General features: G+C 64.2%; 20 protein-coding genes. 11 read left to right on the forward strand and 9 right to left on the reverse strand.

The window, feature by feature from the left end; all coding sequences use genetic code 11:
* Positions 1-21: 21 nt before the first annotated feature.
* Complete coding sequence (gene scpA, locus V1293_RS11700; protein WP_334509563.1) at positions 22-2,178, forward strand: methylmalonyl-CoA mutase; 2,157 nt, start codon at positions 22-24, stop codon at positions 2,176-2,178.
* A 62-nt stretch (positions 2,179-2,240) separates the two neighbouring features.
* On the opposite strand, the gene V1293_RS11705 is transcribed toward scpA, so the two are convergent.
* The gene (locus V1293_RS11705) at positions 2,241-2,414 is read right to left on the reverse strand and encodes a hypothetical protein (protein ID WP_334509565.1); all 174 of its coding nucleotides are present in this window, start codon (positions 2,412-2,414) and stop codon (positions 2,241-2,243) included.
* Between the two features lie 323 nt (positions 2,415-2,737).
* Positions 2,738-3,214, reverse strand: a complete 477-nt coding sequence (locus V1293_RS11710; protein WP_334509567.1) for an SRPBCC family protein — start codon at positions 3,212-3,214, stop codon at positions 2,738-2,740.
* Positions 3,215-3,431: 217 nt separating this feature from the next.
* On the opposite strand from V1293_RS11710, the gene V1293_RS11715 reads away from it, so the two are divergent.
* The 6 genes from V1293_RS11715 to V1293_RS11740 all read left to right on the forward strand — a co-directional run bounded on the left by V1293_RS11715 (position 3,432) and on the right by V1293_RS11740 (position 9,828).
* Positions 3,432-4,424 (forward strand): tripartite tricarboxylate transporter substrate binding protein, encoded by a 993-nt coding sequence (locus V1293_RS11715; protein ID WP_334509570.1) that lies wholly within the window; start codon positions 3,432-3,434, stop codon positions 4,422-4,424.
* 35 nt (positions 4,425-4,459) lie between these two features.
* Positions 4,460-4,945, forward strand: coding sequence for a tripartite tricarboxylate transporter TctB family protein (locus V1293_RS11720; protein ID WP_334509572.1), 486 nt, complete (start codon positions 4,460-4,462; stop codon positions 4,943-4,945).
* 3 nt (positions 4,946-4,948) lie between these two features.
* Positions 4,949-6,460 carry a tripartite tricarboxylate transporter permease gene (locus tag V1293_RS11725; RefSeq protein ID WP_334509574.1) on the forward strand — a complete coding sequence of 504 codons (1,512 nt, stop codon included), beginning with the start codon at positions 4,949-4,951 and terminating at the stop codon, positions 6,458-6,460.
* Between the two features lie 51 nt (positions 6,461-6,511).
* Positions 6,512-7,504, forward strand: a complete 993-nt coding sequence (gene meaB, locus V1293_RS11730) for a methylmalonyl Co-A mutase-associated GTPase MeaB (protein WP_334509576.1) — start codon at positions 6,512-6,514, stop codon at positions 7,502-7,504.
* Positions 7,501-8,145 carry a pyroglutamyl-peptidase I gene (locus tag V1293_RS11735; RefSeq protein WP_334509578.1) on the forward strand — a complete coding sequence of 215 codons (645 nt, stop codon included), beginning with the start codon at positions 7,501-7,503 and terminating at the stop codon, positions 8,143-8,145. Before meaB ends, V1293_RS11735 begins: the two co-directional genes overlap by 4 nt.
* Before the next feature lie 312 nt (positions 8,146-8,457).
* Positions 8,458-9,828, forward strand: a complete 1,371-nt coding sequence (locus tag V1293_RS11740; RefSeq protein ID WP_334509580.1) for a TIGR03808 family TAT-translocated repetitive protein — start codon at positions 8,458-8,460, stop codon at positions 9,826-9,828.
* 11 nt (positions 9,829-9,839) lie between these two features.
* Here V1293_RS11740 and V1293_RS11745 read toward each other — a convergent pair whose 3' ends face one another.
* The 4 genes from V1293_RS11745 to V1293_RS11760 form a co-directional block, all read right to left on the reverse strand.
* On the reverse strand, positions 9,840-10,343 hold the full coding sequence (locus V1293_RS11745; RefSeq protein WP_334509582.1) for a TIGR03809 family protein: 504 nt from the start codon (positions 10,341-10,343) through the stop codon (positions 9,840-9,842).
* A gap of 545 nt (positions 10,344-10,888) precedes the next feature.
* The gene (locus tag V1293_RS11750; protein WP_442894231.1) at positions 10,889-12,628 is read right to left on the reverse strand and encodes a S8 family serine peptidase; all 1,740 of its coding nucleotides are present in this window, start codon (positions 12,626-12,628) and stop codon (positions 10,889-10,891) included.
* A gap of 39 nt (positions 12,629-12,667) precedes the next feature.
* Positions 12,668-13,381: a hypothetical protein gene (locus V1293_RS11755; protein WP_334509586.1), complete on the reverse strand. Its 714-nt coding sequence runs from the start codon at positions 13,379-13,381 to the stop codon at positions 12,668-12,670.
* Positions 13,378-13,947, reverse strand: coding sequence for a sigma-70 family RNA polymerase sigma factor (locus V1293_RS11760; RefSeq protein WP_334509588.1), 570 nt, complete (start codon positions 13,945-13,947; stop codon positions 13,378-13,380). The genes V1293_RS11755 and V1293_RS11760 overlap by 4 nt, the downstream gene beginning before the upstream one ends.
* Positions 13,948-14,364: 417 nt before the next feature.
* Here V1293_RS11760 and V1293_RS11765 point away from each other — a divergent pair, with 417 nt between their 5' ends.
* Positions 14,365-15,510, forward strand: coding sequence for a GGDEF domain-containing protein (locus V1293_RS11765; RefSeq protein WP_442894232.1), 1,146 nt, complete (start codon positions 14,365-14,367; stop codon positions 15,508-15,510).
* 63 nt (positions 15,511-15,573) lie between these two features.
* The gene (locus V1293_RS11770) at positions 15,574-16,701 is read left to right on the forward strand and encodes a DUF2336 domain-containing protein (protein WP_334509590.1); all 1,128 of its coding nucleotides are present in this window, start codon (positions 15,574-15,576) and stop codon (positions 16,699-16,701) included.
* A 104-nt stretch (positions 16,702-16,805) separates the two neighbouring features.
* Here the strand turns inward: V1293_RS11770 and V1293_RS11775 are convergent, their stop codons facing one another.
* Together V1293_RS11775 and V1293_RS11780 are read right to left on the reverse strand one after the other, a co-directional pair.
* Positions 16,806-17,444 (reverse strand): DUF1109 domain-containing protein, encoded by a 639-nt coding sequence (locus V1293_RS11775; RefSeq protein ID WP_334509592.1) that lies wholly within the window; start codon positions 17,442-17,444, stop codon positions 16,806-16,808.
* Positions 17,445-17,446: 2 nt separating this feature from the next.
* Positions 17,447-17,992: a sigma-70 family RNA polymerase sigma factor gene (locus tag V1293_RS11780; protein WP_334509594.1), complete on the reverse strand. Its 546-nt coding sequence runs from the start codon at positions 17,990-17,992 to the stop codon at positions 17,447-17,449.
* 328 nt (positions 17,993-18,320) lie between these two features.
* Here V1293_RS11780 and V1293_RS11785 point away from each other — a divergent pair, with 328 nt between their 5' ends.
* Both V1293_RS11785 and V1293_RS11790 read left to right on the forward strand, forming a co-directional pair.
* A complete protein-coding gene (locus V1293_RS11785) occupies positions 18,321-19,034 on the forward strand; it encodes a hypothetical protein (RefSeq protein ID WP_334509596.1) in 714 nt (237 codons plus the stop codon).
* 118 nt (positions 19,035-19,152) lie between these two features.
* A complete protein-coding gene (locus tag V1293_RS11790) occupies positions 19,153-19,932 on the forward strand; it encodes an enoyl-CoA hydratase (protein WP_334509599.1) in 780 nt (259 codons plus the stop codon).
* A gap of 153 nt (positions 19,933-20,085) precedes the next feature.
* Here V1293_RS11790 and V1293_RS11795 read toward each other — a convergent pair whose 3' ends face one another.
* Complete coding sequence (locus V1293_RS11795; RefSeq protein ID WP_334509602.1) at positions 20,086-21,939, reverse strand: acetyl-CoA hydrolase/transferase C-terminal domain-containing protein; 1,854 nt, start codon at positions 21,937-21,939, stop codon at positions 20,086-20,088.
* Positions 21,940-22,163: the final 224 nt, after the last annotated feature.

Below are 22,163 nucleotides of genomic sequence, written 5' to 3' on the forward strand. Positions count from 1 at the left end.
ACATGTGCTACAATGGGTACCATGAGCCGCATACCGAACTTTGCAGATATCGCCTTTGAATCCACCGCGCCCGCGCAGCCCGCCGGCAGCGCCGAGCCGTGGCTGACGCCCGAGGGCATTCCGGTAAAACCCGGTTACAGCGAGGCCGACCTCGAAGGCATCGACTTCCTGGAGACCTGGCCGGGCGTCGCGCCTTATCTGCGCGGCCCCTACCCGACCATGTATGTCAACCAGCCCTGGACCATCAGGCAGTATGCCGGGTTCTCCACGGCGGAAGATTCCAACGCGTTCTACCGCCGCAACCTCGCGGCGGGACAAAAGGGCCTGTCGGTCGCGTTCGACCTCGCCACCCACCGCGGCTACGACTCGGATCATCCGCGCGTCTCCGGCGATGTCGGCATGGCTGGGGTTGCGATCGATTCCATCTACGACATGCGCACGCTGTTTGCAGGCATTCCGCTCGACAAGATGAGCGTGTCGATGACCATGAACGGCGCGGTGCTGCCGATCCTCGCACTGTTCGTGGCGGCCGCAGAAGAACAAGGCGTTCCGCCGGAGAAACTCTCGGGCACCATTCAGAACGACATTCTGAAAGAGTTCATGGTGCGCAACACCTATATCTATCCGCCGGCACCTTCGATGCGGATCATCTCCGACATTTTTGCCTACACCTCGCAAAAAATGCCGAAGTACAATTCGATCTCGATCTCCGGCTATCACATGCAGGAAGCCGGCGCGACACAGGACCTCGAACTCGCCTACACGCTGGCGGACGGCGTCGAATATCTGCGCGCCGGGCTTGCCGCGGGCCTCGATGTCGACCGCTTCGCGCCGCGGCTGTCGTTCTTCTGGGCGATCGGGATGAACTTCTTCATGGAAGTCGCCAAGATGCGCGCCGCCCGGCTTTTGTGGGCAAAGCTCCTGAAGCAATTCAACCCGAAGGACCCGCGCTCGCTGTCGCTGCGCACGCATTGCCAGACCTCCGGCTGGTCGCTGACCGCGCAGGACGTCTTCAACAATGTGATGCGCACCACGATCGAGGCGATGGCGGCAACGCAGGGCCATACCCAGTCGCTGCACACCAATGCGCTCGACGAGGCGCTCGCGCTGCCGACCGACTTCTCGGCCCGCATCGCCCGCAACACGCAACTGTTCCTGCAGCAGGAGAGCGGCACCAACCGCATCATCGACCCCTGGGGCGGGTCCTATTACGTCGAACGGCTGACCCGCGACCTCGCGGCGAAAGCCTGGGGCCATATCCAGGAAGTCGAGGCGCTGGGCGGCATGGCCAAGGCGATCGAGGCCGGCGTGCCGAAACTGCGCATCGAGGAAGCCTCTGCCAAGACGCAGGCGCGGATCGACGCCGGCAAGCAGGCCGTGATCGGCGTCAACAAATACAAGCCGGTCAATGAAGCCGCGATCGACGTGCTCAAGGTGGAAAACTCCACCGTGCGGCGGCTGCAGATCGACAAGCTGAAGCGGTTGCGCTCCGAGCGCGACCAGAAGGAAGTCGATTCTGCGCTGGCCGCATTGACGCGCAGCGCCGGCGAAGGCAACGGCAATCTGCTGGCGCTCGCGATCGATGCGGCACGCGCCAAAGCCACCGTCGGCGAAATTTCGGACGCGATGGAGAAAGTGTTCGGGCGTCACCGCGCTGAAATCAAATCCATCACCGGCGTCTACAAGCGGGAGGCGTCCGCCATGTCCAACCGGGTCGAAAAGGTGCAGGAACTGATCGATGCGTTCGAGACTGCCGAGGGCCGCCGCCCCCGCATCCTCGTCGCCAAGATCGGCCAGGACGGCCACGACCGCGGCCAGAAGGTGATTGCATCGGCGTTTGCCGATGTCGGCTTCGACGTCGATATCGGGCCGTTGTTCGCCACCGCCGACGAGGCGGCGCGGCAGGCGGTCGAGAACGACGTGCATATCCTTGGCGTGTCGTCGCTGGCGGCCGCCCACCTTACGGCTGTGCCGGAATTAAAGGCGGCGCTGAAGAAGCACGGCCGCGAGGACATCATGATCATCATCGGCGGCGTGGTGCCGCCGCAGGATTATGAGGCGCTGTACAAGGCCGGCGCAGAGGCGATCTTCCCGCCCGGCACCGTGATCTCCGACGCTGCAGAGGAACTGATCCACAAGCTCAACGCCCGGCTCGGGCACAGTGAGGCGGCGGAATAGCTCTCCGACACGGAGCGCGCATCAGTGAACGTCTTTTGCCGGTTGATTGGATGCGTCGATGCTCACGCAGCATCAAGGCTAACGTTTTGCGGCGGCAAGTCCGCCAACTCCGCTTCCAAATCCAGAACGATATCGTGTAGCAAACGTGCCGCGAGCGGATCCGTGGTCTCCTGCTCCATCGCTCGATAGCGAGCCACCTGATTTCTGCGCTCCTTCCAACTTTCGCTGTCAGTCATGATGATGTCCCCATGGTCTGACCCCCAAGCGCGGGCACATTGATGCCCCGAATTAAGGAATTATTGCGGCGCGGTAGTGGGAACCAACGGCCGCATCGCCACAAGATTTTCCCGCGAAGCCAGCGCAAAACAGCATTTGAGCGACCGCGTTGATCTGGTTTATCGCTTGCTAACAAGGCGGGACGTCATCACGACAATACCGAAGGCACCGAAGCAAGCGAGGCGCGACCATCTTATCGACGATGGCGTTAGGAGCGCAGGCCGTCACTGCCGTCGCATCGCAAGTGGAGCATGCCGATGTGGATTCTGATGTACATCTCCTCCTACTCCTCACGCGCGAAGGCGACCCAGTGCTCTCTCGAGCGAATGCGTCCAGTCCGGAATCCATGATTGAAACAGCGTCTGCCAGCGATCGGCATCCTGCGGCGCGGTATCGAGCCGAACTTTCCATTCGATGAAGGTCCGGTTGCCCTCGACGACCGGCAGCAGGTGCATCGCCCCTCATAGTGCGTCGGCGCAGGCGCATCCGGCGTCGCCGCGGCCGGAAACGGCAGCGGCTCGATGCCAGCATAGGTCAGCGTATGCGCTTCGTCGGAATGGCCGGCGAGCCGCTGCCTGATCCAGTTGCCGAGGTAGCAGAAGCGCCTGACTGCGCCGACTTCGTCGCCGCCCCTGTCGTCCTCGATCATGCTTTCGCTGACGCCCTCGATATAGGCCGGGTAATTGTTGAAATCGCGGATCAGGTCCCACACGGTTTCCAGGGGATGGTTCAGCACGGTGCTGTAATAGGCTGTCGTCATGATTTTCTCCGCCATCGATCGCGCCCGGTAATTGAGCCCCACATGGATACCTATTTCGGATAGCCCGATCGCCGCCACCCGATTTCCGGATCTGGCGCGATACCCACCGGCGACAATCCCCCTCATGCGCCAATGCCTTGCGACCACAACGCAAAGCCGCCTAGAATGTCGCATCACAAGAGCGCCCGGCCTCACGGGCGCCGCAGGGAGGACTACCATGACCAAGATTACCCGCCGCGCCTTTGCGGCTTCGTCCGCTGCTGCCGCGGCCGTCGCGGGTTTTGGCTTCAAGCCGGCTTTGGCGCAGGCCTATCCGGCACGGCCGGTGACCGTGATCGTGCCGTGGGGCGCCGGCGGCGGCACTGACGCGACCGCGCGGATTGTCGCGGCGCTGCTGGAGAAGGATCTCGGCCAGCCGTTCAATGTGGTCAATCGCACCGGCGGCTCCGGCGTGGTCGGTCATTCCGCGATCGCAACCGCCCAGCCCGACGGCTACACCATCGGCATGCTGACCGTCGAAATCTCGATGATGCACTGGCAGGGGCTCACGGAACTCGCACCCAAGAGCTACACGCCGCTGGCGCTGATGAACGAGGATCCGCCCGGCATCCAGGTCAGTTCCGCATCGCCCTACAAGACCGTGAAAGAGCTCGCCGACGCCATCAAGGCCGCGCCTGCCGGCAAGTTCAAAGCCTCCGGCACCGGCCAGGGCGGCATCTGGCACCTGGCGCTGGTCGGCTGGATGCAGGCGATGGGACTTGCGCCGAACCACGTGGCCTGGGTGCCGTCGAACGGCGCTGCGCCCGCGATGCAGGATCTCGCGGCCGGCGGCCTCGACCTCACCACCTGTTCGGTGCCGGAAGCGCGCGCCATCATCGAAGCCGGCAAGGCGCGCAGCCTTGCGCTGATGGCCACGGCCCGCAATCCCGCTTTCCCCGACGTGCCGACGCTGAAGGAGGCGATGGGCATCGATTATTCGACCGGCGCGTGGCGCGGCATTGCCGGACCCAAGGGCCTGCCCGCGGATGTCTCGGCCAAGCTCACGGCATCTTTGAAGAAGGTATTCGACTCCAAGGAGTTCAAGGATTTCATGAGCAATCGCGGTTTCGGAACGGTGTGGGGCGATGCGACCGAATTCGCCACCTTCATGGACAAGGGCGACGCCCAGATGGGCGTGGCGATGAAAGCCGCCGGCCTGTCGAAGGCCTGATCGCGCTTCATCGTTTCAATCCGCGGAGTTCGTCCATGCGTCTTCCCGATCGCGTCACGGGATTGTTTCTCGTTGGCCTCGGCGCGGCTGCCGCCTATGGCGGCTGGCAGTTGCCGCCGGTGCCCGGCCAGCCGGTCGGACCGAACGTCTTTCCATTGGTGATCGGAACGGGTCTGGCGCTGTGCGGGCTCGCGATCGCATTCGGGATCGGCCATTCCTTCGAAGAGGAAGAAGAGCTCATTCCGGTCGAGGGCGGCCAGCCGCCGCCACCGACCGGAAAGTTTTACGGCCTGCGCGCCCTGCTCCCGCCGGCGCTCTTGCTGTTCTACGTGGTGGTGGCCGACCGGCTTGGCTTCATCATCACGGCTGCGCTGATCGTGTTCGCAACGTCGACCGCGCTCGGCGCAAGGTGGAAGCTGTCGCTGCCGCTCGCCATGCTGGCGCCGATCGGCATTCATCTGATTTTCTCAAAGTTGCTGCGCGTGCCCTTGCCGGCCGGGCTGCTGCCGATGCCCTGGTGATCGATGCTTAACACCCTGATTGAAGCGTTTGCGCTCATTACCACCTGGGAAGTCATCGTCGCGATGCTGGCGGCATCGGTCTATGGCCTCGTCATCGGATCGCTGCCCGGACTGTCGGCGACGATGGCGACGGCGCTATTGGTCCCCGTCACCTTCTATCTGTCGCCGATCGCCGCCATTGCCACCATCGTCGCGGCCTCCTCGATGGCGATCTTCTCCGGCGACATCCCCGGCGCGCTGCTTCGCATTCCGGGCACCCCCGCCTCGGCGGCTTACGCGGACGAAGCCTACGCGATGACCCGCAAGGGCGAGGCTGAACTGGCGCTCGGGGCCGGCGTCTGGTTTTCAGCCGTCGGCGGCATCGCGGGCACGCTCTCGCTGATGATTCTGGCGCCGCCGCTCGCCGAGATCGCGCTGTCGTTCTCGACCTTCGAATATTTCTGGCTGGCGTTCCTCGGCCTGATGTGCGCCACGCTGGTCGCGCGCTCCTCGCCGGTGAAGGCGATCGCCGGCATGTTCATCGGCCTCTTGGTCTCCTGCATCGGCATCGAGAACCCCGGCGGCGTGCCGCGCTTCACGTTTGGGATAACTGATCTGTTCGGCGGCATCGAGCCGATCCCGGCGCTGGTCGGCGTCTTTGCGGTAGCGCAGGTGATGCGCGCGATGCTGACGCCGGAGCCGCCGCCGATCCCGCGCCGCAAGTTCGGAAGCATCATGGCCGGCCAGTGGCGGCTGACCAAAAAATATCACTGGCAGATGACGCGCGGGAACATCATCGGCATCATCATCGGCGTGCTGCCGGGCGCCGGCGCCGACATGGCCGCCTGGGTCAGCTATGCGATGTCAAAACGTTTCTCAAAAGAACCCGAGAAATTCGGAACCGGCCATGTCGAGGGCCTGGTCGAAGCCGGCGCCAGCAACAACGCCAGCATCGCCTCGGGCTGGGTGCCGTCGCTGCTGTTCGGCATCCCCGGCGATACCATCGCGGCGATTGCGATCGGCGTGCTCTACATGAAGGGGCTCAATCCCGGCCCGACGCTGTTCACCGAAAAAGCGTCGAGCATGTACGCGATCTACCTGATGTTCATCATCGCCAACATCATCATGATCCCGTTCGGCATCGTCATGATCCGTCTGGCGAGCTACGTGCTGCGCGCGCCGCGTTCAAGCGTGATGCCGGTCATCATGCTGTGCTGCGCGGTCGGCTCGTTCGCGATCGGCAACAACATGTTCGGCGTCGTGACGGTCGCAGCGTTCGGGATCATCGGCTACGTCATGGAGGAAAACGGCTATCCGGTCGCCGCCATGGTGCTCGGCATCGTGATGGGCACCATGGTGGAACAGGCGTTCGTCACCTCGCTGATCAAATCCGACGGCAGCATATTGCCGTTCTTCGAGCGTCCGATCGCCGCGATCCTCGCCGCCATGGCGATCGGCGCGCTGATCTGGCCGGTGCTGGTCTGGGTATGGCGGAAGCTCAAGGGCGGGGTCCCCGCCGCCGCGTCGGTACGCTGAAGGACGCGCGGGGGCCCTCGCCTGCATGGCGCGGGCGTTGTAAACCAAGCCATGACCCTGCCGAAGAATCCTTCCCCCGATGTCGGGAAACTCGCCAAAGAACTCCGCTCCGGCCACCGCGCGGCGCTGGCGCGCACGATCACGCTGATCGAGAGCCGGCGCGGCGATCACCAGGCGGCGGCGCGCGAGCTGGTGCAGGCGCTGTTATCAGACACCGGCAAGGCGGTCCGTGTCGGCATTACCGGCTCGCCGGGGGTCGGCAAATCCACCACCATCGATGCGCTCGGCATGTTCCTGATCGAGCGCGGCCACAAGGTCGCGGTGCTGGCGGTGGACCCCTCCTCGGCCCGCACCGGCGGCTCGATCCTCGGCGACAAGACGCGGATGGCGCGGCTGGCGAATTCCGAAAGCGCCTTCATCCGGCCCTCGCCGTCGTCGGGCACGCTGGGCGGGGTCGCCGCAAAGACCCGCGAGGCGATGCTGTTGTGCGAAGCCGCCGGCTTCGACGTCGTGCTGGTGGAGACTGTCGGCATCGGCCAGTCCGAAACCGCGGTCTGCGACATGACCGATTTCTTCCTGGCCCTGATGCTGCCCGGCGCCGGCGACGAATTGCAGGGCATCAAGAAGGGCCTGGTCGAACTCGCCGACATGATCGCGATCAACAAGGCCGATGGCGACAACATCAAGCGCGCCAATCTGGCCGCTGCCGAGTATCGCGGCGCGCTGCATATCCTGAGCCCCCGCTCGGAACACTGGCATCCGCCGGTCCTGACCTATTCGGCGCTGACCGGCACCGGCATGGACACGCTGTGGCAGAAGATCCTCGATCACCGCAGCGCCATGAACGCCTCGGGCGAGTTCGCCGCGCGAAGGCGCGAGCAGCAGGTGAAATGGATGTGGTCGATGCTGGAGCAGCGGATGATGGCGCGGTTGCGCGCTGACGCCGCGATCCGCGCCAAGGTGAAGAAGACCGAGACAGAAGTGGCCGAAGGCCGCGTCACGCCCGCGGTCGCCGCCGAGCAGATCGCGGAGTGGCTGCGGTGAACGAAAAACTTCGCATTCTCGTCACCGGCTTCGGCCCGTTTCCCGGTGCGCCCTACAATCCGACGCAGCCGCTGGTGGCACGGTTGACGCGGCTGCGTCGTCCTGCCTTCACGGACGTCGAACTGTCCAGCCACATCTTTCCGGTGACCTACACGGCGGTCGACCGCGAATTGCCGCTGGCCCTGCAAAAACACAAGCCACATGCGCTTCTGATGTTCGGCCTCGCTGGCCGCACCGGATACGTCCGGGTCGAAACCCGCGCCCGCAACGCCGTCACCATGCTATGGCCCGATGCCGCGCAAACCCGCGCGCGCAAGGGATCGATCGCCGATGGCGCGGACGCGCAGAGATTCGGCCCACACACCGCAAAACTGCTGCGTGCCGCCAGGGGCACCGGCCTCGATGCGCGGGCTTCGCGCGATGCCGGCAGCTATCTCTGCAATTACCTGAGCTGGCGTGCGATCGAGACAGTGAATGCCGATAGCGGCCCCCGCCTCGCCGCCTTCGTCCACATCCCGCCGCTGGCGCGCGGCGGCGCGATCAGGCGCAAGGGATTTCCGCGCATTACACTGGAAGAACTGGTCGATGCCGGCGAAGCGATGCTGCTGGAAATGGTGCGGCTGGCGCGACGGTCGAACTAGACTCTGTGGTCGTCCCTGCCTAGCTAGTGCGCAATTGCGCACGGGCGCAGGGACCCATAACCACCGTTGCTAATTGTGAGAAAAGCCGTCTGACCTTGTGCCCCTCCAACGGCCGCGGCGTATGGGGTCCCGGCTCAGCGCTCGCTACGCTCGCTTGGCCGGGACGACGTGGATTGATTGTCGTACCCAACATTAACCCTACCCTCAACAATCGCCTTTCTCTCGGTCAGTCTTCACCATGCCCGGCCGCATTTTCGCGATACCTATGACAGTGCGAATGCCGCGATCTGCATTGCGCGAGGGTCATTCACCATGGACATGAACCGCCGCCATCTCATTGGAGCGTCTGCCGCCGGCGTCGCCGGTGCGCTGGCAATGTCGCCCGACGCCGCGCGCGCCGCACCCCTCACCTCCGCGCTCGGGCGCGACGTCACGCAATACGGCGTGCGGCCCGGCAGCCCCGATGATCAAACCGCGAAACTGCAGCGCGCGATCGACGAAGCCGCGCGCGCGCAAGTGCCGCTGGCGCTGCCGCCGGGGGTCTATCGCACCGGCATGCTGCGCCTTTCGAACGGCTCGCAACTGGTCGGCGTGCGCGGCGCGACCAAACTCATATTCAACGGCGGCCCGTCGATGCTGCAGGGCGAGGGCGCCAACAATGTCGGCTTGACCAGCATCACTTTCGACGGCGGCGGCATTGCGCTGCCAGAGCGGCGCGGTCTCGTGCATTGCCTCGGCGGACGCGACGTCCGCATTGCCGATTGCGAAATCGCGGCCAGCGGTGGCAACGGCATCTGGCTGGAGCAGGTCTCGGGTGATATCTCCGGCAATATCTTCAGGAAGATCGCGACCACGGCGGTGGTTTCGTTCGATGCGCTGGGCCTGATCGTATCGCGCAACACCATCACCGACACCAACGACAACGGCATCGAGATTCTCCGCACGGCGATCGGCGATGACGGCACGCTGGTTCTCGACAACCGCATCGAGGACATCAAGGCCGGCCCCGGCGGCTCCGGGCAGTATGGCAACGCCATCAACGCCTTCCGCGCCGGCAATGTCATCGTGCGGGGCAATCGCATCAGGAATTGCGACTACTCTGCGGTGCGCGGCAATTCAGCCTCCAACATCCACATCACGGGCAACAGCGTTAGCAATGTACGCGAGGTCGCGCTCTATTCCGAATTCGCGTTCGAAGGCGCCGTCATCGCCAACAACACGGTGGATGGCGCGGCCGTCGGCGTCTCCGTCTGCAATTTCAATGAAGGCGGACGCATCGCCGTCGTGCAGGGCAACATCATCCGCAATCTGCTGCCGAAGCGGCCGATCGGCACCGCGCCGGACGACGACGCCGGGATCGGCATCTATGTCGAGGCGGACTCGACGGTGACAGGCAACGTGATCGAAAATGCCCCTTCGTTCGGCATCATCGCCGGCTGGGGCAAGTATCTTCGCGACGTCGCCATCACGGGCAATGTGATCCGCAACGCCTTCGTCGGCGTCGGCGTGTCGGTAATGCCCGGTGCCGGAACGGCGCTGGTCAACAACAACATGATCTCGGAAACCCCGCGCGGCGCCGTGGTCGGCCTCGATCATGCGCGTGCGATCACGACCGACCTGTCAGCCGAAGGCGCGCAGCGTTACGCGCAGGTGGTAGTCGGAGGCAATGCGGTGCGGCGGTAGTTCGCGCCCACCTACAGTGCGTTGCGCAGCAGCGGATAGCGTTCCTTCATCGTGTCGAGATCGAGCGGCTGCAACGGCATTTCGTCCAGCGCCGGCGCGTCGGGCACGGACGGCGCCTCGTCCGCGACGGCGAGCCGGCTCTCAAGCGCGACCAGAACATCAGCGGGGATTTCGCGCGGCGGCGCGGCCACAATCGGCGCCGGCTGCGGCTTCAGGTGCACAACCGGCTGACGGTACCCCGTATCGCGCGGCAGCGGCGTCGTGCGCCGGCGGCCAAGCCAGGTCAGGTCGATCGCAGTGTTTTCCAGCGAAGCCTCGCGGTTCAACAGGTCACGCCAGGTTTCGACGGCGGCCTTGGCCTCCTGGATGTTTTCGAGAAATTCGAGTTCGGTGTGATAGCGGCGCCAGCGCCCGCTCTCGAACAGTTCGGTGAGGTGTTCCAGCCGTTGCTCGGCAAGGTTGCACCAGCGCGCAACGATGTTGCGGCCGCGCGCCACGTCTGCAGGAAGTGCCATAAATCAGCCCGTATGAGAGAGACGGACGCAGACGCAACCGAGACGAATCAATTTGACGTGACACAGATATTCTGTGGAAAACTTTCTCGTTGTCCAGTACGTGGAGCTACGGATCGCGCAGCAATCGAAGAAATCCCACAAATACGGAGTTGTCATCGCTCTTCACAGTCAAGCTGCACGGCAGCATGGCCGTGCTGCGAGACGCGCCTCGATAATTTCGTTGAGAAGATCCGAGGAAATATCGGTGCATCGCGCACACCGACGGCGGCTTGTGGCTGACGAGCCCGCGCGGCGCCGCACGCGACGCAGCTTCTCCCAAAAACCTGTGCCGAAAATGAAAGACCCGTCCGGGGGGACAACCGGACGGGTCAAGCCATATGGGGCGCTTGGGGTGGATGGGCGCTCGCGCCGAATACAGCCGATGGGGAGGGATTACCGCTCCCACACAGATAAGTCGCAGCACCCTCGCCGGACGTTCAAAACGCCGGGCGATTTTTTTAACCTTGTGTTCTTGGCGATTGCCGCAAAAATCACGGCGCAGCGCGCTATTTCGCGGCGTTTACAGCCGATTTGTCCGACGCCATCGATGGCGGGGAGTCATTCAGCGCCCGGCTCACGGAAGCGTTATCGGCAGACGGGTCAAGCGCCGGCGTTTTTTCTCCCGCAGGCTTGCCTGAAACCGAGGCAAGCGGAACCGCCGGCGCGGCGGTCGCCGCGGTGACCGCAGCAAAGGCGTCGGCCTCGCCTGCTCCGAACTGATCGTCGCGGCCGGGGACGCCGAGATCGCGGGCGGTCCTCGTCAGGATCGCGCGAATATCGTTTGGCTTCAACGCAGGATTGCGCTCCAGCATCAGCGCTGCAACGCCGCTGACATAGGCGGCGGAGAACGAGGTGCCCGACGTGATCTGATATTTTTCATCCGGCGCCGGCAGGAAGATATCCGCGCCCGGCGCTGAGATCGCGATGTGGTTGCCCCGGTTGGACGCCGCGAACAGCTTGTCCTGCGCGTCGGTTCCGCTCACCGCAATGACGTTCGGATTGGCGGCCGGATAGAGCGGCGGCGATTTCGCCCCGGCGTTGCCGGCCGCAGCCACCATCAGGATGCCACGGCTCGCCGTCGCGGCGATCCCGCGCTCGATCAGCGGATCCTTCGGGCCGGCAAAGCTCATGTTGATAATCTGCGCGCCATGCTCGGCCGCGTAGTTCAATCCCCTCAAGATCACATAGGACGTGCTCTCCGCGCCCTTCGATCCCGCGCCGAATGCACGGATCGCGAGCAACCTCGCCTCCGGCGCGCTACCCATCAGTTTGGCGTGCGCGACGATCGCGCCGGCAATGCCGGTGCCGTGGACATGCGGACCTTCGCTGCTGTCGAGCGCGTCGAAACTGTCGGCGACCGAATTGGCGAGTTCGGGATGTTTGACGTCGACACCTGAATCGATCACCGCGATGGTGACGTTCATGCCGCGGGCGAGCGCGTGTGCCTGCGGCAGCCGAAGCTGGGCGACGGCGTATTGCGCGGCGTCCCCCTCGATCGCGGGCTTCTTCGCGTCCTGCAGGAAGTGACGGAAATTGAGCTGCACCGAACGCACGCTGCCGTCGGCCGCGAGTTCGCGGCGCACCGTGTCCACCGGCCTGCGATCGACGATGCGGAACAGGCCGATGGTGCCGCCGAGCAGCGGGAAAGTTTGCGAAGCGATGCGCTCCAGGCCATGGCGCCGCGCCAGTTCATCGGCCTCGGCGGTGGATAACGTGCCGTCGATTTCGGCGACGAGTTCGTTCTGGACCGCGCGCAGATTGACCGCGGCCTGCGTGTTGTTGTTGCGCGATCCGCTATTGCCCTTCTTGGCCGAGCCAGCATTGCCGTTGCCGCCGCCGGCCGACATGACCGGACGATCGAAGCATTCGCCGTCGGGACCGCGGAACGCATTCTGGCAAGCCGGATAGAGGTTGGGCGAAAACCGCGCATAGGGAAGCGTCGACGGCACGCCGGCCCCCGGGCGGACTCGCAGGGTCGAACTCATGGTGCCGATCCGGGACGGCGGCGTCCGCGCCACTCGATCGGCGCTCACGCTCGGCCGGGCCGCGATACTGGGATTGATCCGCGGCGTCACCGTTGGATTGATGGTAGGCGTCCGCGCCCCGACATTGAGATTGGGCGTGCGCATGATGCTCTGCGCATGAACCGCCGAGGCTGCGAAAGCCATTAATGGCAGAAACGCCGCCGACAAAATCAATGCCGTGCGGCGCGTCCTTATCAGCCAATTCGGGCCATCGTGAACCATGGAACCTCGGCCTTCCCGGGGCGCGCCGACAGCCTCTACTTAGGGCGTTGCGACCGCGAGGCTGACAATCTTCTCGCGCTGCAGTCTGGCGAGCAGGCCGGCGACTTCGTCCTTGCTCATCGCCTTGTTGCCGAACTGCAGCCGGAACATGCCGCCCTTGGCGCCGTCGACGATCGAAGCCTGGTAATTCTCGAGCAGCGCCGTGATGTCGGCGATACGGGCTTCCGGCGCAAACCGCACCAGCGCACGCGTCGGCGCGGCGCTGCCTGCGAGATCGCGCGTGATGGGCGCTGACGACGGCTCGTTCAGGCTGAGCGAAGCGGTCTGGAACGAGGCGGTCTGGTTCTTCATCAGCACGGCGCCGATCACGCCGGCCTGCAACAGCAGCGCCACGGCGCCGAGGCTCGCCGACCAGGCCAGGGTGCGCGGCGACAGCCGTGCGAAAAATTCCGATATCCGGGCGGACAGGCTGACCGAAAGCGATGGCTTGCGCACGGGCTCTCCGTCGATCGCAGCAAACAGCTTCGCCATGGCGCGCGCGGACGGCGCACCCAGGCTCTCGTTGAGGCTGATCGTCTCGGCATATTCCTCGCGGATGACGGCATACTGCCGGGCAAGCTCGGGATCGCCGGCCAGCGCGTCCTCGACACGGCGTGCATCGCGCGCGCTCAAGGTGCCGGCCGCGTGGAACGGCAACAGCATCTCGATATCGCTGGGCTCTTGATCCAGCATTTTTCTGCTCGCTGCCATCATGGCCAACCTCGCTCTATGCCTGCTGCCTTGAGCAACTCGGCCAATTTCTTGCGCGCATAAAACAGGCGCGTCTTGACGGTGTTCTCCGGAATTCCGACGATTTCGGCCACCTCTTCCACGGATTTCTCGTGGTAGTAGACGAGATCGACGATCTCCCGATGCTCTGGCGAAAGCGCCGTCAGGCACTTGCGCAACGCTTCACCCGTGTCCTTCTTCTGCACCACCACTTCCGGATCGTCGGACGTATCCTCGATCGCGTTGGCCGTCTCGTCGTCCAGTCCAGCGTCCTTGCGGCGCCTAAGTGCCGACAGGGCCTTGAACCGCGTAATCGCCAGCAGCCAGGTGGTAACGGCGGATCGGCCTTCGAACTTGCCGGCCTGACGCCACACATCAAGGAAAACCTCGCTGATGAGATCTTCCGCAATCTGCTCGTCCCTTACGAGCCGAAGCCCGAAACGGAACACCCTGACATGGTGCCTTCCGTAAAGCACCTGCATGGCGAGGCGGTCGCCTTGAGCGATCCGAGCGATCAGAATTTCGTCTGAAGCCGCCTGTGCCGCGTTCAATGGCCGTCTCGCAAAGTTGGTCTGACGGGAGAGGCCGGCGGTTCGATGTGAAAGGTGAGATTCTTCACATTACGGCAATGTCCGGATCGCATGTGTGACCTATCGCACAGACGAACATTACGAGGCCATTTTCCCGGCAAGGACGAGCTGAATCCTGGAATTGGTACCATAATACGGAAACACTTTCTTAAAGACGCGCCACCCGCAACCTTAGCAGGCTTCGCCGGCGGGGCAGCATCTGCGTACGCGCAAGGTTTCCCGCGCAAGCGGGTTCCGGGCTATCGGAATCCGGCAGATTTCCTTTGTGAAACAGTGCAATGGCAGGTTTTAACGGACCCGATTCGGCTTCAAAAGATACCAAACCTAAAGGCTTTATTCCCTAAAGTTTCGTCCGTCACACTCCAATAGCGACGGGACATGAGCAGCGCGGCTTCATTGCTTCAGGGGCAAGGCTCCCACAATACGGCCGCGCCGGTCCGACTGCCGGCGGAGGTATTGAAGCGCCGGGCCGGCCAGCGCCGCCAGATGCTGGCCGTGCAAGGGATCAGCTACGCGCTCATCACCTCGGTGCTGCTGGTCTATTGCTACGCCGGCACCATCCCGATCATTCTTCCGTCGGCCTATTTCCTTTCCGGCATCGGACTGGTCTCGGTCTTTGTCGTGTTGTCGGAAGCCCACTTCAATGACCGGTTCGAGGATCACTATCTCACGATCTTCCAGGTCGGCGGCCACGTCGCGCTTCAGCTCTGTTTCCTGCTGGCGGCGCCCGAAATCGGATTTGCCTTCCTCAGCGTCGTATTCCTGATCTTCGGATTCGGCGCACTGCGAATGACTTCGCGGCAGGCCATCATCACGTGGACGCTCACGATGATCGGCCTCGCCCCGATCTTTCTGCTGACCAGCACGCCGATCGGTCTGCCGATTGCCACCCCGACCGAGCGTGTCGCCGCGATGCTTTCCTACGTCCTCACGATCGGACAGTGCGCCTTCGTGGGACTGTATGGCAGCACCATGCGCAAGATGCTCTACGACCGCAGCTTCGAACTCAAGGAAGCGTACAAGCGGATCGAGGAGCTTGCCGAACTCGACGAATTGACGGGGGCGTCCAACCGGCGCTGCATCATGCGAATGCTGGAGGAGGAGATCGCCCGCGCGCCCCGCAGCGGATCGCCCTGCTCCATCGCGCTGATCGACCTCGACTGGTTCAAGCGCATCAACGACGCCTACGGCCACCCGACCGGCGACGAGGTGCTGCGGACATTCTCGATCACCATGTTCGCCAACATCCGCAGCATCGACCGGTTCGGCCGCTATGGCGGCGAGGAATTTTTGCTGGTGCTGCCCGACATGGACGCCGCCCAGGCGATGCGGGCGCTCGACCGGCTGCGCGCTATTACTGCCGATCTCGACTGGAGCGCGTTCTCGCCGGGCATGAAAGTGACGATGTCGGCAGGCGTTGCAACGCTTAATCCGAACGAGACGTCAGACACATTTCTCGCGCGCGCCGACAGCGCGCTTTATGCAGCCAAGGCGCAGGGACGCAACCGCATTACCCGCGCCTGATCCGACCTATTTCAGCTCCGGCGGCGAAGAATACGCCGCCCGCTTTTGCTCCAGGACAGAGTCATGATTTCGAAAGCCGCCAAGTCTTCCTCTCCCGGCTCTCCCTCTCCCGGAAATCTGCTCGACGAGTTGCAGTCCACCCTCGCGCACGGCACCGTCGCCCGCCGGGTAGAGACCCTGCGCCGGGTAACCGATCTCTTCATCAACGGCGCGGTGGACTATTCGGACGAGCAGGTCGGACTGTTCGACGACGTCTTCCAGTGCCTGATCGACCACATCGAAACCTCGGCCAAGATGCTCCTGGCCAACCGTCTCGCCCCGATCGACACCGCCCCGCCGCTCACCATCCGCGCGCTGGCTTTCGATGATGTCATCGAGGTGGCAGGTCCCGTGCTGTCGCAGTCGATGCGGCTCGACGACAAGACCCTGATCGAGAATGCGCGCAGCAAGAGCCAGGCGCATCTGATGGCGATTTCGACCCGCAAGACCCTGAGCGGCGCGGTCACCGACGTGCTGGTCCAGCGCGGCAACGATGAGGTGATCCAGTCGACCGTGAACAATCCCGGCGCGCAGTTTACCGAGCGCGGCTTTACCCGCCTCGTCAACCGCGCCGACGGCGACGACAATCTCACGACCTGCATCGGCCTGCGTCCGTCCGTGCCGCGGCATCTCTATCTGAAACTGCTGGCCAAGGCTTCCGACACGGTGCGGCAGCGGCTGGAGGCCGCCAACCCGCAGCAGGCGGCGCAGGTGCCGACGGTGGTCAAGGAAGCAACGCGGCGCGCGCGCTCGGCGACTTCGACGATCACCAAGGACACCGCGATTGCGCACGCGCTGGTCAAGTCGCTGTACGAGGACGGCCGGCTCGACGAATCCGAGGTGGCGTCGTTTGCCGCGGACGGAAAATTCGACGAGGCCAACGCCTCGATCGCAGCGCTTGCCAACGTGCCGGTGGCGATCGCCGAGAACATGATGATCGAAACCCGGGCCGAAGGCGTGATGATTCTGGCGAAGGTCGCCGGACTGTCGTGGCCGACGGTCAGGACCATCATCAGGATGCGCGACGAACTGTCCGGCGCGGAGCCGGCCGATCTCGCCGCCTGCCAGGACACCTATGAGCGGCTGCGGCCATCGACGGCGCAGCAGGTGCTGCGCTTCCACCGCATGCAGCAGAATTCGCCTGCCGCCTGAGCGGCTATAGCGTTTTCGGGCGAAGTGGACACCGGTTCGCGTGAAGAAAACGCGTCAAAACAAGAATCTAGAGCATCGGTTCTGATTCAATCAGAACCGATGCTCTAGTACCTGAGCAGCTTGGCTCCAGCGAGCGCGCCGATCGCGGTCACCAGCGCGGTGGCGATCGTGTACCAGGCCGCCACGAACAGCGGTGAATCGTCCGTGCAATGCGAGGCGTAGAGCGTCGCCGCCAGTCCCGCCGACAGCAATCCGGCGATGGCGCCAACGACCGCCGGCCGCGCCGGCGCGCCGTGGCGCAGCCCGATCAGCGCAGCAGCCAGCAGCGGCAGCGACAACACCGGGATCGCCACCATGCAGATCCAGGAGTTCTTGCCGACCAGCCGCGTCATCATCGGCAACCGTTGCGGCATCATCATCTCGCCGCCGATCGCCGCGGCCAAAATCCCGACCGGGGCCAGCAGCAGCCAGCCAAATCCGCGCAGCGAGGCCTCGGGCCGCGACAGATGCAGGCTGACGGCAATCGCCGCAATCGCCAGCGCCAGCGTCACCGCGAATTTCAGGTCGAAGAACGGGTTGCGCATCGCAACCATCACGTCGGGCCTGACGCCGAGCTCGGTAAAGAACATCAGAAGCGAGACCGGCGCCGCGGCCAAAAGCGCAAGCATCAGCGCAAAGCCGACGGGGCGCGCCCGGTGCGTATTGTCGGCCGCTAGCGTTCGAATGAGCTGATCGGTATCCATTCTCACTGTTCCCGTAGCTTCGCCGTCAGGCTGGCCAGCCCCCGGTGCAGCGCCACCCGCACCGCCCCCTCCGTCATCGAAAATTTCGCGGCGGTATCCTTGATCGAGGCGCTGTCGACCGCGATCGACTGCAACACGTCGCGCTGCCGCGCCGGCAGCGTCTGAAGCTGGGCCGCAACCTCGCTCGCCGAGGCGGTCTCGGCCGGCGCCTCGCCCGGCAGCGTCTCGGCGAAATCGTCGATATCGACGAAAATGCGCCGGCCGCGGCGGCGCAAGGCATCGATCAGCTTGTTGCGGGCGATCGCAAACAGCCATGGGGCAAACGGGGCGCTGACATCCCAGGTGTGCCGCTTCAGATGGACCGCCAGCAAAATGTCCTGCACGATGTCCTCGGATTGATCGACCGGTTGCCCTGCCCGCGCCAGACCACGGCGCGCCGCAGCCCGGAGCACCGGCGTGACGGCCTTGAGCAGGCGATGATACGCCGCACTGTCGCCTGCAATGGCCGACCGCATCAGGCCGGTCCATTCGTCATCCCGTTCGCGCAAGAGCGCTCCTACCCTGCAATTCGGTCGATCTTTCAATTTGTTACGTCAGGACGATTCGATCACGATTTCGTGATCGAAGATCCCGATGTATGCCCGCTGACGGCCCCCATCCGGGAATCGGGGCAGCCGGCTGTGCGGACGGCAGGCTCATAACATTGATTGCGCAGGCTCGCACCCGGAGGCAGCTCTCCCGTGGAGGCGCGCAGCGGCAAAAATCCCCGCCAGTACACACCCGCTGCAACACCATTGCCCAGCTTTTGCCCGGTGTTGCCCGAAGATTCCCATTTTTCGCCGAACTGTGGACACGGGGCGGGTTCTTTTTTCGCGGATGGGCGGCGGCCAATGGGGAGACTTCTACATGACCATCAAAGCCAGCGCGCGGTCGGCCTTGATTCTCGCAGCGGGACTTTTGGTAAGTTTCGCAGCACCACCGCCGGCGATGGCCGCCGGCACGGATGCGGATACCGCCACGGTCTCGAAGCCGGAGGGTGCGACGTCCGGCAAGTCCGTCAGGCACCTGAAGAAGCGCTACGCCCATCGTAAACACACGCGCGCGGCATCGAAATCCGAAGAGGCCAAGAAACCCGACGAAAAGCGGGTCGCAGACGCCAGTGGCGCCACCCCGCCCGCGATGCCGGAATGGCTCGCCAACGCCAATGCGCAAATGACTGCGGCCGATGCGGCCCCGGATGGCGCCAAGGACACTGCCAAGGCGATGTCGGCGGCCATGTCGGAGAAAGCCAACACGGTCCTGCAAGCGGCGACGGACAAACCAGCTGACGCGGAGGCGCCACCTGATACCGCCGCGGCTGCCCCCGACCAGCTCAACGAGACCGATCGGGCGCTACAACTACAGGAGGCCCCCGCCACCTCCACGCAGACGGTTGCGATGGCCTCGGCCAAACCGGCGGCGGAGGGCCCCGCTCAGGCCGCGAATAACGACAGTTCCACCCTGGACAACACCTCGCTGATCGGAAAGATCTTCATCGCCTTCGGCGCCCTGCTGACGATGGCGTCGGCCGCGCGGATGTTCATGGCGTAGCGGTCCGCGCTTGCGGATGCGACAAGGCGCGTCCGCAAGCCGCCTCGCCCACTTGTCCCACTTGAAGCCCACCCCGGCAGCGGGCACATTGCCCACAAATCAGCACCCGGGGTGGATCATGGCGACGTTCGAATACATCATTGTCGAGAGCAAGGGCGCGGTCGGCATCATCACGCTGAACCGGCCGAAAATGCTCAACGCGCTGTCGTTCGGCGTGTTTCGCGAGATCGCAGCGGCCGTCGACGATCTCGAGGCCGACGACAAGATCGGCTGCATCCTGCTCACCGGCAGCGAAAAGGCGTTCGCCGCCGGCGCCGACATCAAGGAGATGCAGCCGAAAAGCTTCATCGACATGTTCTCCAGCGATTTCGCCGCGATCGGCGGCGGCCGCGTCGCCGCCTGCCGCAAACCCACCATTGCCGCCGTCAGCGGTTATGCGCTCGGCGGCGGCTGCGAGCTCGCCATGATGTGCGACATCATCATCGCCTCCGACACCGCCAAATTCGGCCAGCCGGAAATCACGCTCGGCACCATCCCGGGCATCGGCGGCACCCAGCGGCTGACGCGCGCGATCGGCAAATCCAAGGCGATGGATCTCTGCCTCACCGGGCGCATGATGGACGCCGCGGAAGCCGAGCGCTCTGGCCTCGTCAGCCGCGTCGTGCCGGCCGACAAGTTGATGGAAGAGGCGCTGGCGGCTGCGGAAAAGATCGCCTCGATGTCGCGTCCCGCGGCCGCAATGGCCAAGGAAGCCATCAACCGCGCCTTCGAGACCCCGCTGTCGGAGGGCATGAACGTCGAGCGCAATCTTTTCCACTCGACCTTTGCGCTCGAGGACCGCTCCGAAGGCATGGCGGCCTTCATCGAGAAGCGCAAGCCGGTGAACAAGAACAGGTAGAGCGGCCCCCCGCTGTCGTCCCTGCGAAAGCAGGGACCCATACGCCGCGGCCGTCGTGTTGAAGCACGAGGGTGGATACATCTGTCTTGAACAACCACGTTCTGTGGTTATGGGTCCCTGCTTTCGCATTGCTTTCGCAGGGACGACGAGAGACTATTTTCCCCTGCTCCTTACCAGCGCCGTGTTGACCAGCGCGCGATAGGCGCGCTCGGCAAGCGTTGTCGGGCGATCGAGACCCAGCCGCGCCAGGCATTCAAGGTTCGAGGCATCCGGCGGCTGCCTTATCCCTTGCCACAGCAATCCGGGCAGAAGCAGCGGCGTCCGCTGCGCTTCCCGCAGCAATTGCAGCGCCGGGATCAGCCGTTGCTCGGCTTCGTCAAAATCGCTGCCGAACGGGAATGACGACAGCAGCCCCGCATCGCGCGCAGGTTTTAAGGCCTGCGCGATCCGCTCCGGAAAATTCTCGCGATGGCTGCGCGGAATTTCAAATTCCTTCGGCAGCTTGCCGGCGTCCTTGGCGATCCCGGCCAGTTCATCCTGGAAACGGGAATCCGTGACCGCCAGCATCGCCGCGATGGTCTCGGCGTCCGATTTTCCCCTGACGTCGGCAACGCCGTATTCGGTAACGAACACGTCGCGCAGATGCCGCGGGATGGTTTGGTGAGCGTAGTTCCAGCGAATGTTGGAAAGCGTCTTACGGCCCGCCTGCCGTGTCGATTCCAGCGCGAGGACCGACCGCGCGCCTTCAAGCGCGAACGCCTGCGCGACGAAATTGTACTGGCCGCCGACGCCGCTCACGACCTGGCCGTCTTCGAGGCCGTCCGAAATCGCGGCCCCCATCAGCGTCGCCATCATTGCGGTGTTGATGAAGCGCGCGTCGACCCGCGCGCGACGCTTGGCAGCCTCGTCGCCGTAGAGCTGGTTGGTGAAGGATACCGGCATCATCTGGATGCGCGCAAGTTGCTCGTCCGGCATTTCGCGCAACGCGCGATAGAACGATTTGGGTCCTAAGAAGAACGCGCCGTGCAGGGTCACGCCCTCGACCTCGCGCTTGAGAATACCGGCATCGATCAGGCCGAGAAACGCCTCGATCAGCATTTCGCTGACCCCATAAAGCCCCTTCGTGAACGGCGCGCTCTCCACGGGCTCGGCTCCCGGCGCGAGCCGCTTCATGATGGCGTGGAACTGCCCATTGTCGCGATGGCGGACGATCAGCCCCTGCGCGAGCGCATCGCCGACCTGCCCGATGCCGATCTGCAAGGTGCCGCCATCGGGCACGAGGCCCGCTGCATGAAGCCCGATCGCGTATTTGGTGTCGCTGACCGGCTCGGCCGGCGGCGCGAACAGCGGGAAATCCGTGTCGGGGCTGTCGAGCACCGCAGAGAATTCATCCGCGGGCAAGTCTCCCGCTCCCGGCATGAACGGCAGTTCGGAATTGACCTGGCCGATCAGCTTGAACGACGCCCGGCCTTGCCCGCGGGCGCGCAGGATGTCGAGCGTGGTGTCGGTGTTGCAGCTCAGGCTGTAGCGCGTCACGCCATCGACCACGCGTTTCGCGACCAGCTGGGTGACGACGTTCAGCCCGCGCGTCAGCAGGTAGGACGAGGCATGGGTATAGTTCGCGGAGATGTAATGCTGCTGCGCGAATGGCACGTGCAGCCATTTGCCGGCCAGGAAGAAGAACTCGATCACCTCGATGTTGGGCGGCAATTCACCGGCGTGCAGCGCGTCGGCATACGTCAGGTCGGGATACCCGCCGAACAGGCGATCGATCACCGGGCCGATGAAGCGCCGTTCGAGCAGGCTCGAGGGCCGCGGTTTTTCCAGCGTCAGCGCGGAAAACAAGGTGAGCTTGATCGAACGGTCGGCGGCGGCGCGCGCGTACAGCGCGTTGACGACATGGTTGGCCTTGCCAAGCCCGAGCGGCAAGCCGACCACGAGGTTGGTTCCGACATCGCGGATGATATCCTCCGCGAGCGCTTCGGGATCGGAAAACAGCTTTGGCATCAGATGCGAATCCGGGGCATAGCTGGGACGCCAACCGCCCTGAATCGGACGCCAGCCGGCGAAGCTATAGCGTATTTGCCGCCGGACTTCGTCTGTGACGAACGGGCAACAGCCAAGCGCTGATTTCACCGAATTAATGTACTGATGTCGCGCGGCAGTTTGCCTGTGGCGGCGCCGCCCCCTAAACAGGTAGACGAAGCGTCGGCGGGGGCGGACGGGCAGTG

This window comes from Bradyrhizobium sp. AZCC 1693, assembly GCF_036924745.1.
Classification (GTDB): Bacteria; Pseudomonadota; Alphaproteobacteria; order Rhizobiales; family Xanthobacteraceae; genus Bradyrhizobium.

What these genes read in the sequence shown, in the direction of transcription:
- V1293_RS11785 (WP_334509596.1), top strand. Translation starts at nt 18,321, where the DNA reads ATGGGCGGCGGCCAATGGGGAGACTTCTACATGACCATCAAAGCCAGC.
- meaB (WP_334509576.1), top strand. Translation starts at nt 6,512, where the DNA reads ATGACCCTGCCGAAGAATCCTTCCCCCGATGTCGGGAAACTCGCCAAA.
- V1293_RS11790 (WP_334509599.1), top strand. Translation starts at nt 19,153, where the DNA reads ATGGCGACGTTCGAATACATCATTGTCGAGAGCAAGGGCGCGGTCGGC.
- V1293_RS11775 (WP_334509592.1), bottom strand. Translation starts at nt 17,444, where the DNA reads ATGGATACCGATCAGCTCATTCGAACGCTAGCGGCCGACAATACGCAC.
- V1293_RS11795 (WP_334509602.1), bottom strand. Translation starts at nt 21,939, where the DNA reads ATGCCAAAGCTGTTTTCCGATCCCGAAGCGCTCGCGGAGGATATCATC.
- V1293_RS11770 (WP_334509590.1), top strand. Translation starts at nt 15,574, where the DNA reads ATGATTTCGAAAGCCGCCAAGTCTTCCTCTCCCGGCTCTCCCTCTCCC.
- scpA (WP_334509563.1), top strand. Translation starts at nt 22, where the DNA reads ATGAGCCGCATACCGAACTTTGCAGATATCGCCTTTGAATCCACCGCG.
- V1293_RS11710 (WP_334509567.1), bottom strand. Translation starts at nt 3,214, where the DNA reads ATGACGACAGCCTATTACAGCACCGTGCTGAACCATCCCCTGGAAACC.
- V1293_RS11725 (WP_334509574.1), top strand. Translation starts at nt 4,949, where the DNA reads ATGCTTAACACCCTGATTGAAGCGTTTGCGCTCATTACCACCTGGGAA.
- V1293_RS11765 (WP_442894232.1), top strand. Translation starts at nt 14,365, where the DNA reads ATGAGCAGCGCGGCTTCATTGCTTCAGGGGCAAGGCTCCCACAATACG.
- V1293_RS11755 (WP_334509586.1), bottom strand. Translation starts at nt 13,381, where the DNA reads ATGATGGCAGCGAGCAGAAAAATGCTGGATCAAGAGCCCAGCGATATC.
- V1293_RS11750 (WP_442894231.1), bottom strand. Translation starts at nt 12,628, where the DNA reads ATGGTTCACGATGGCCCGAATTGGCTGATAAGGACGCGCCGCACGGCA.
- V1293_RS11745 (WP_334509582.1), bottom strand. Translation starts at nt 10,343, where the DNA reads ATGGCACTTCCTGCAGACGTGGCGCGCGGCCGCAACATCGTTGCGCGC.
- V1293_RS11740 (WP_334509580.1), top strand. Translation starts at nt 8,458, where the DNA reads ATGGACATGAACCGCCGCCATCTCATTGGAGCGTCTGCCGCCGGCGTC.
- V1293_RS11720 (WP_334509572.1), top strand. Translation starts at nt 4,460, where the DNA reads ATGCGTCTTCCCGATCGCGTCACGGGATTGTTTCTCGTTGGCCTCGGC.
- V1293_RS11715 (WP_334509570.1), top strand. Translation starts at nt 3,432, where the DNA reads ATGACCAAGATTACCCGCCGCGCCTTTGCGGCTTCGTCCGCTGCTGCC.
- V1293_RS11705 (WP_334509565.1), bottom strand. Translation starts at nt 2,414, where the DNA reads ATGACTGACAGCGAAAGTTGGAAGGAGCGCAGAAATCAGGTGGCTCGC.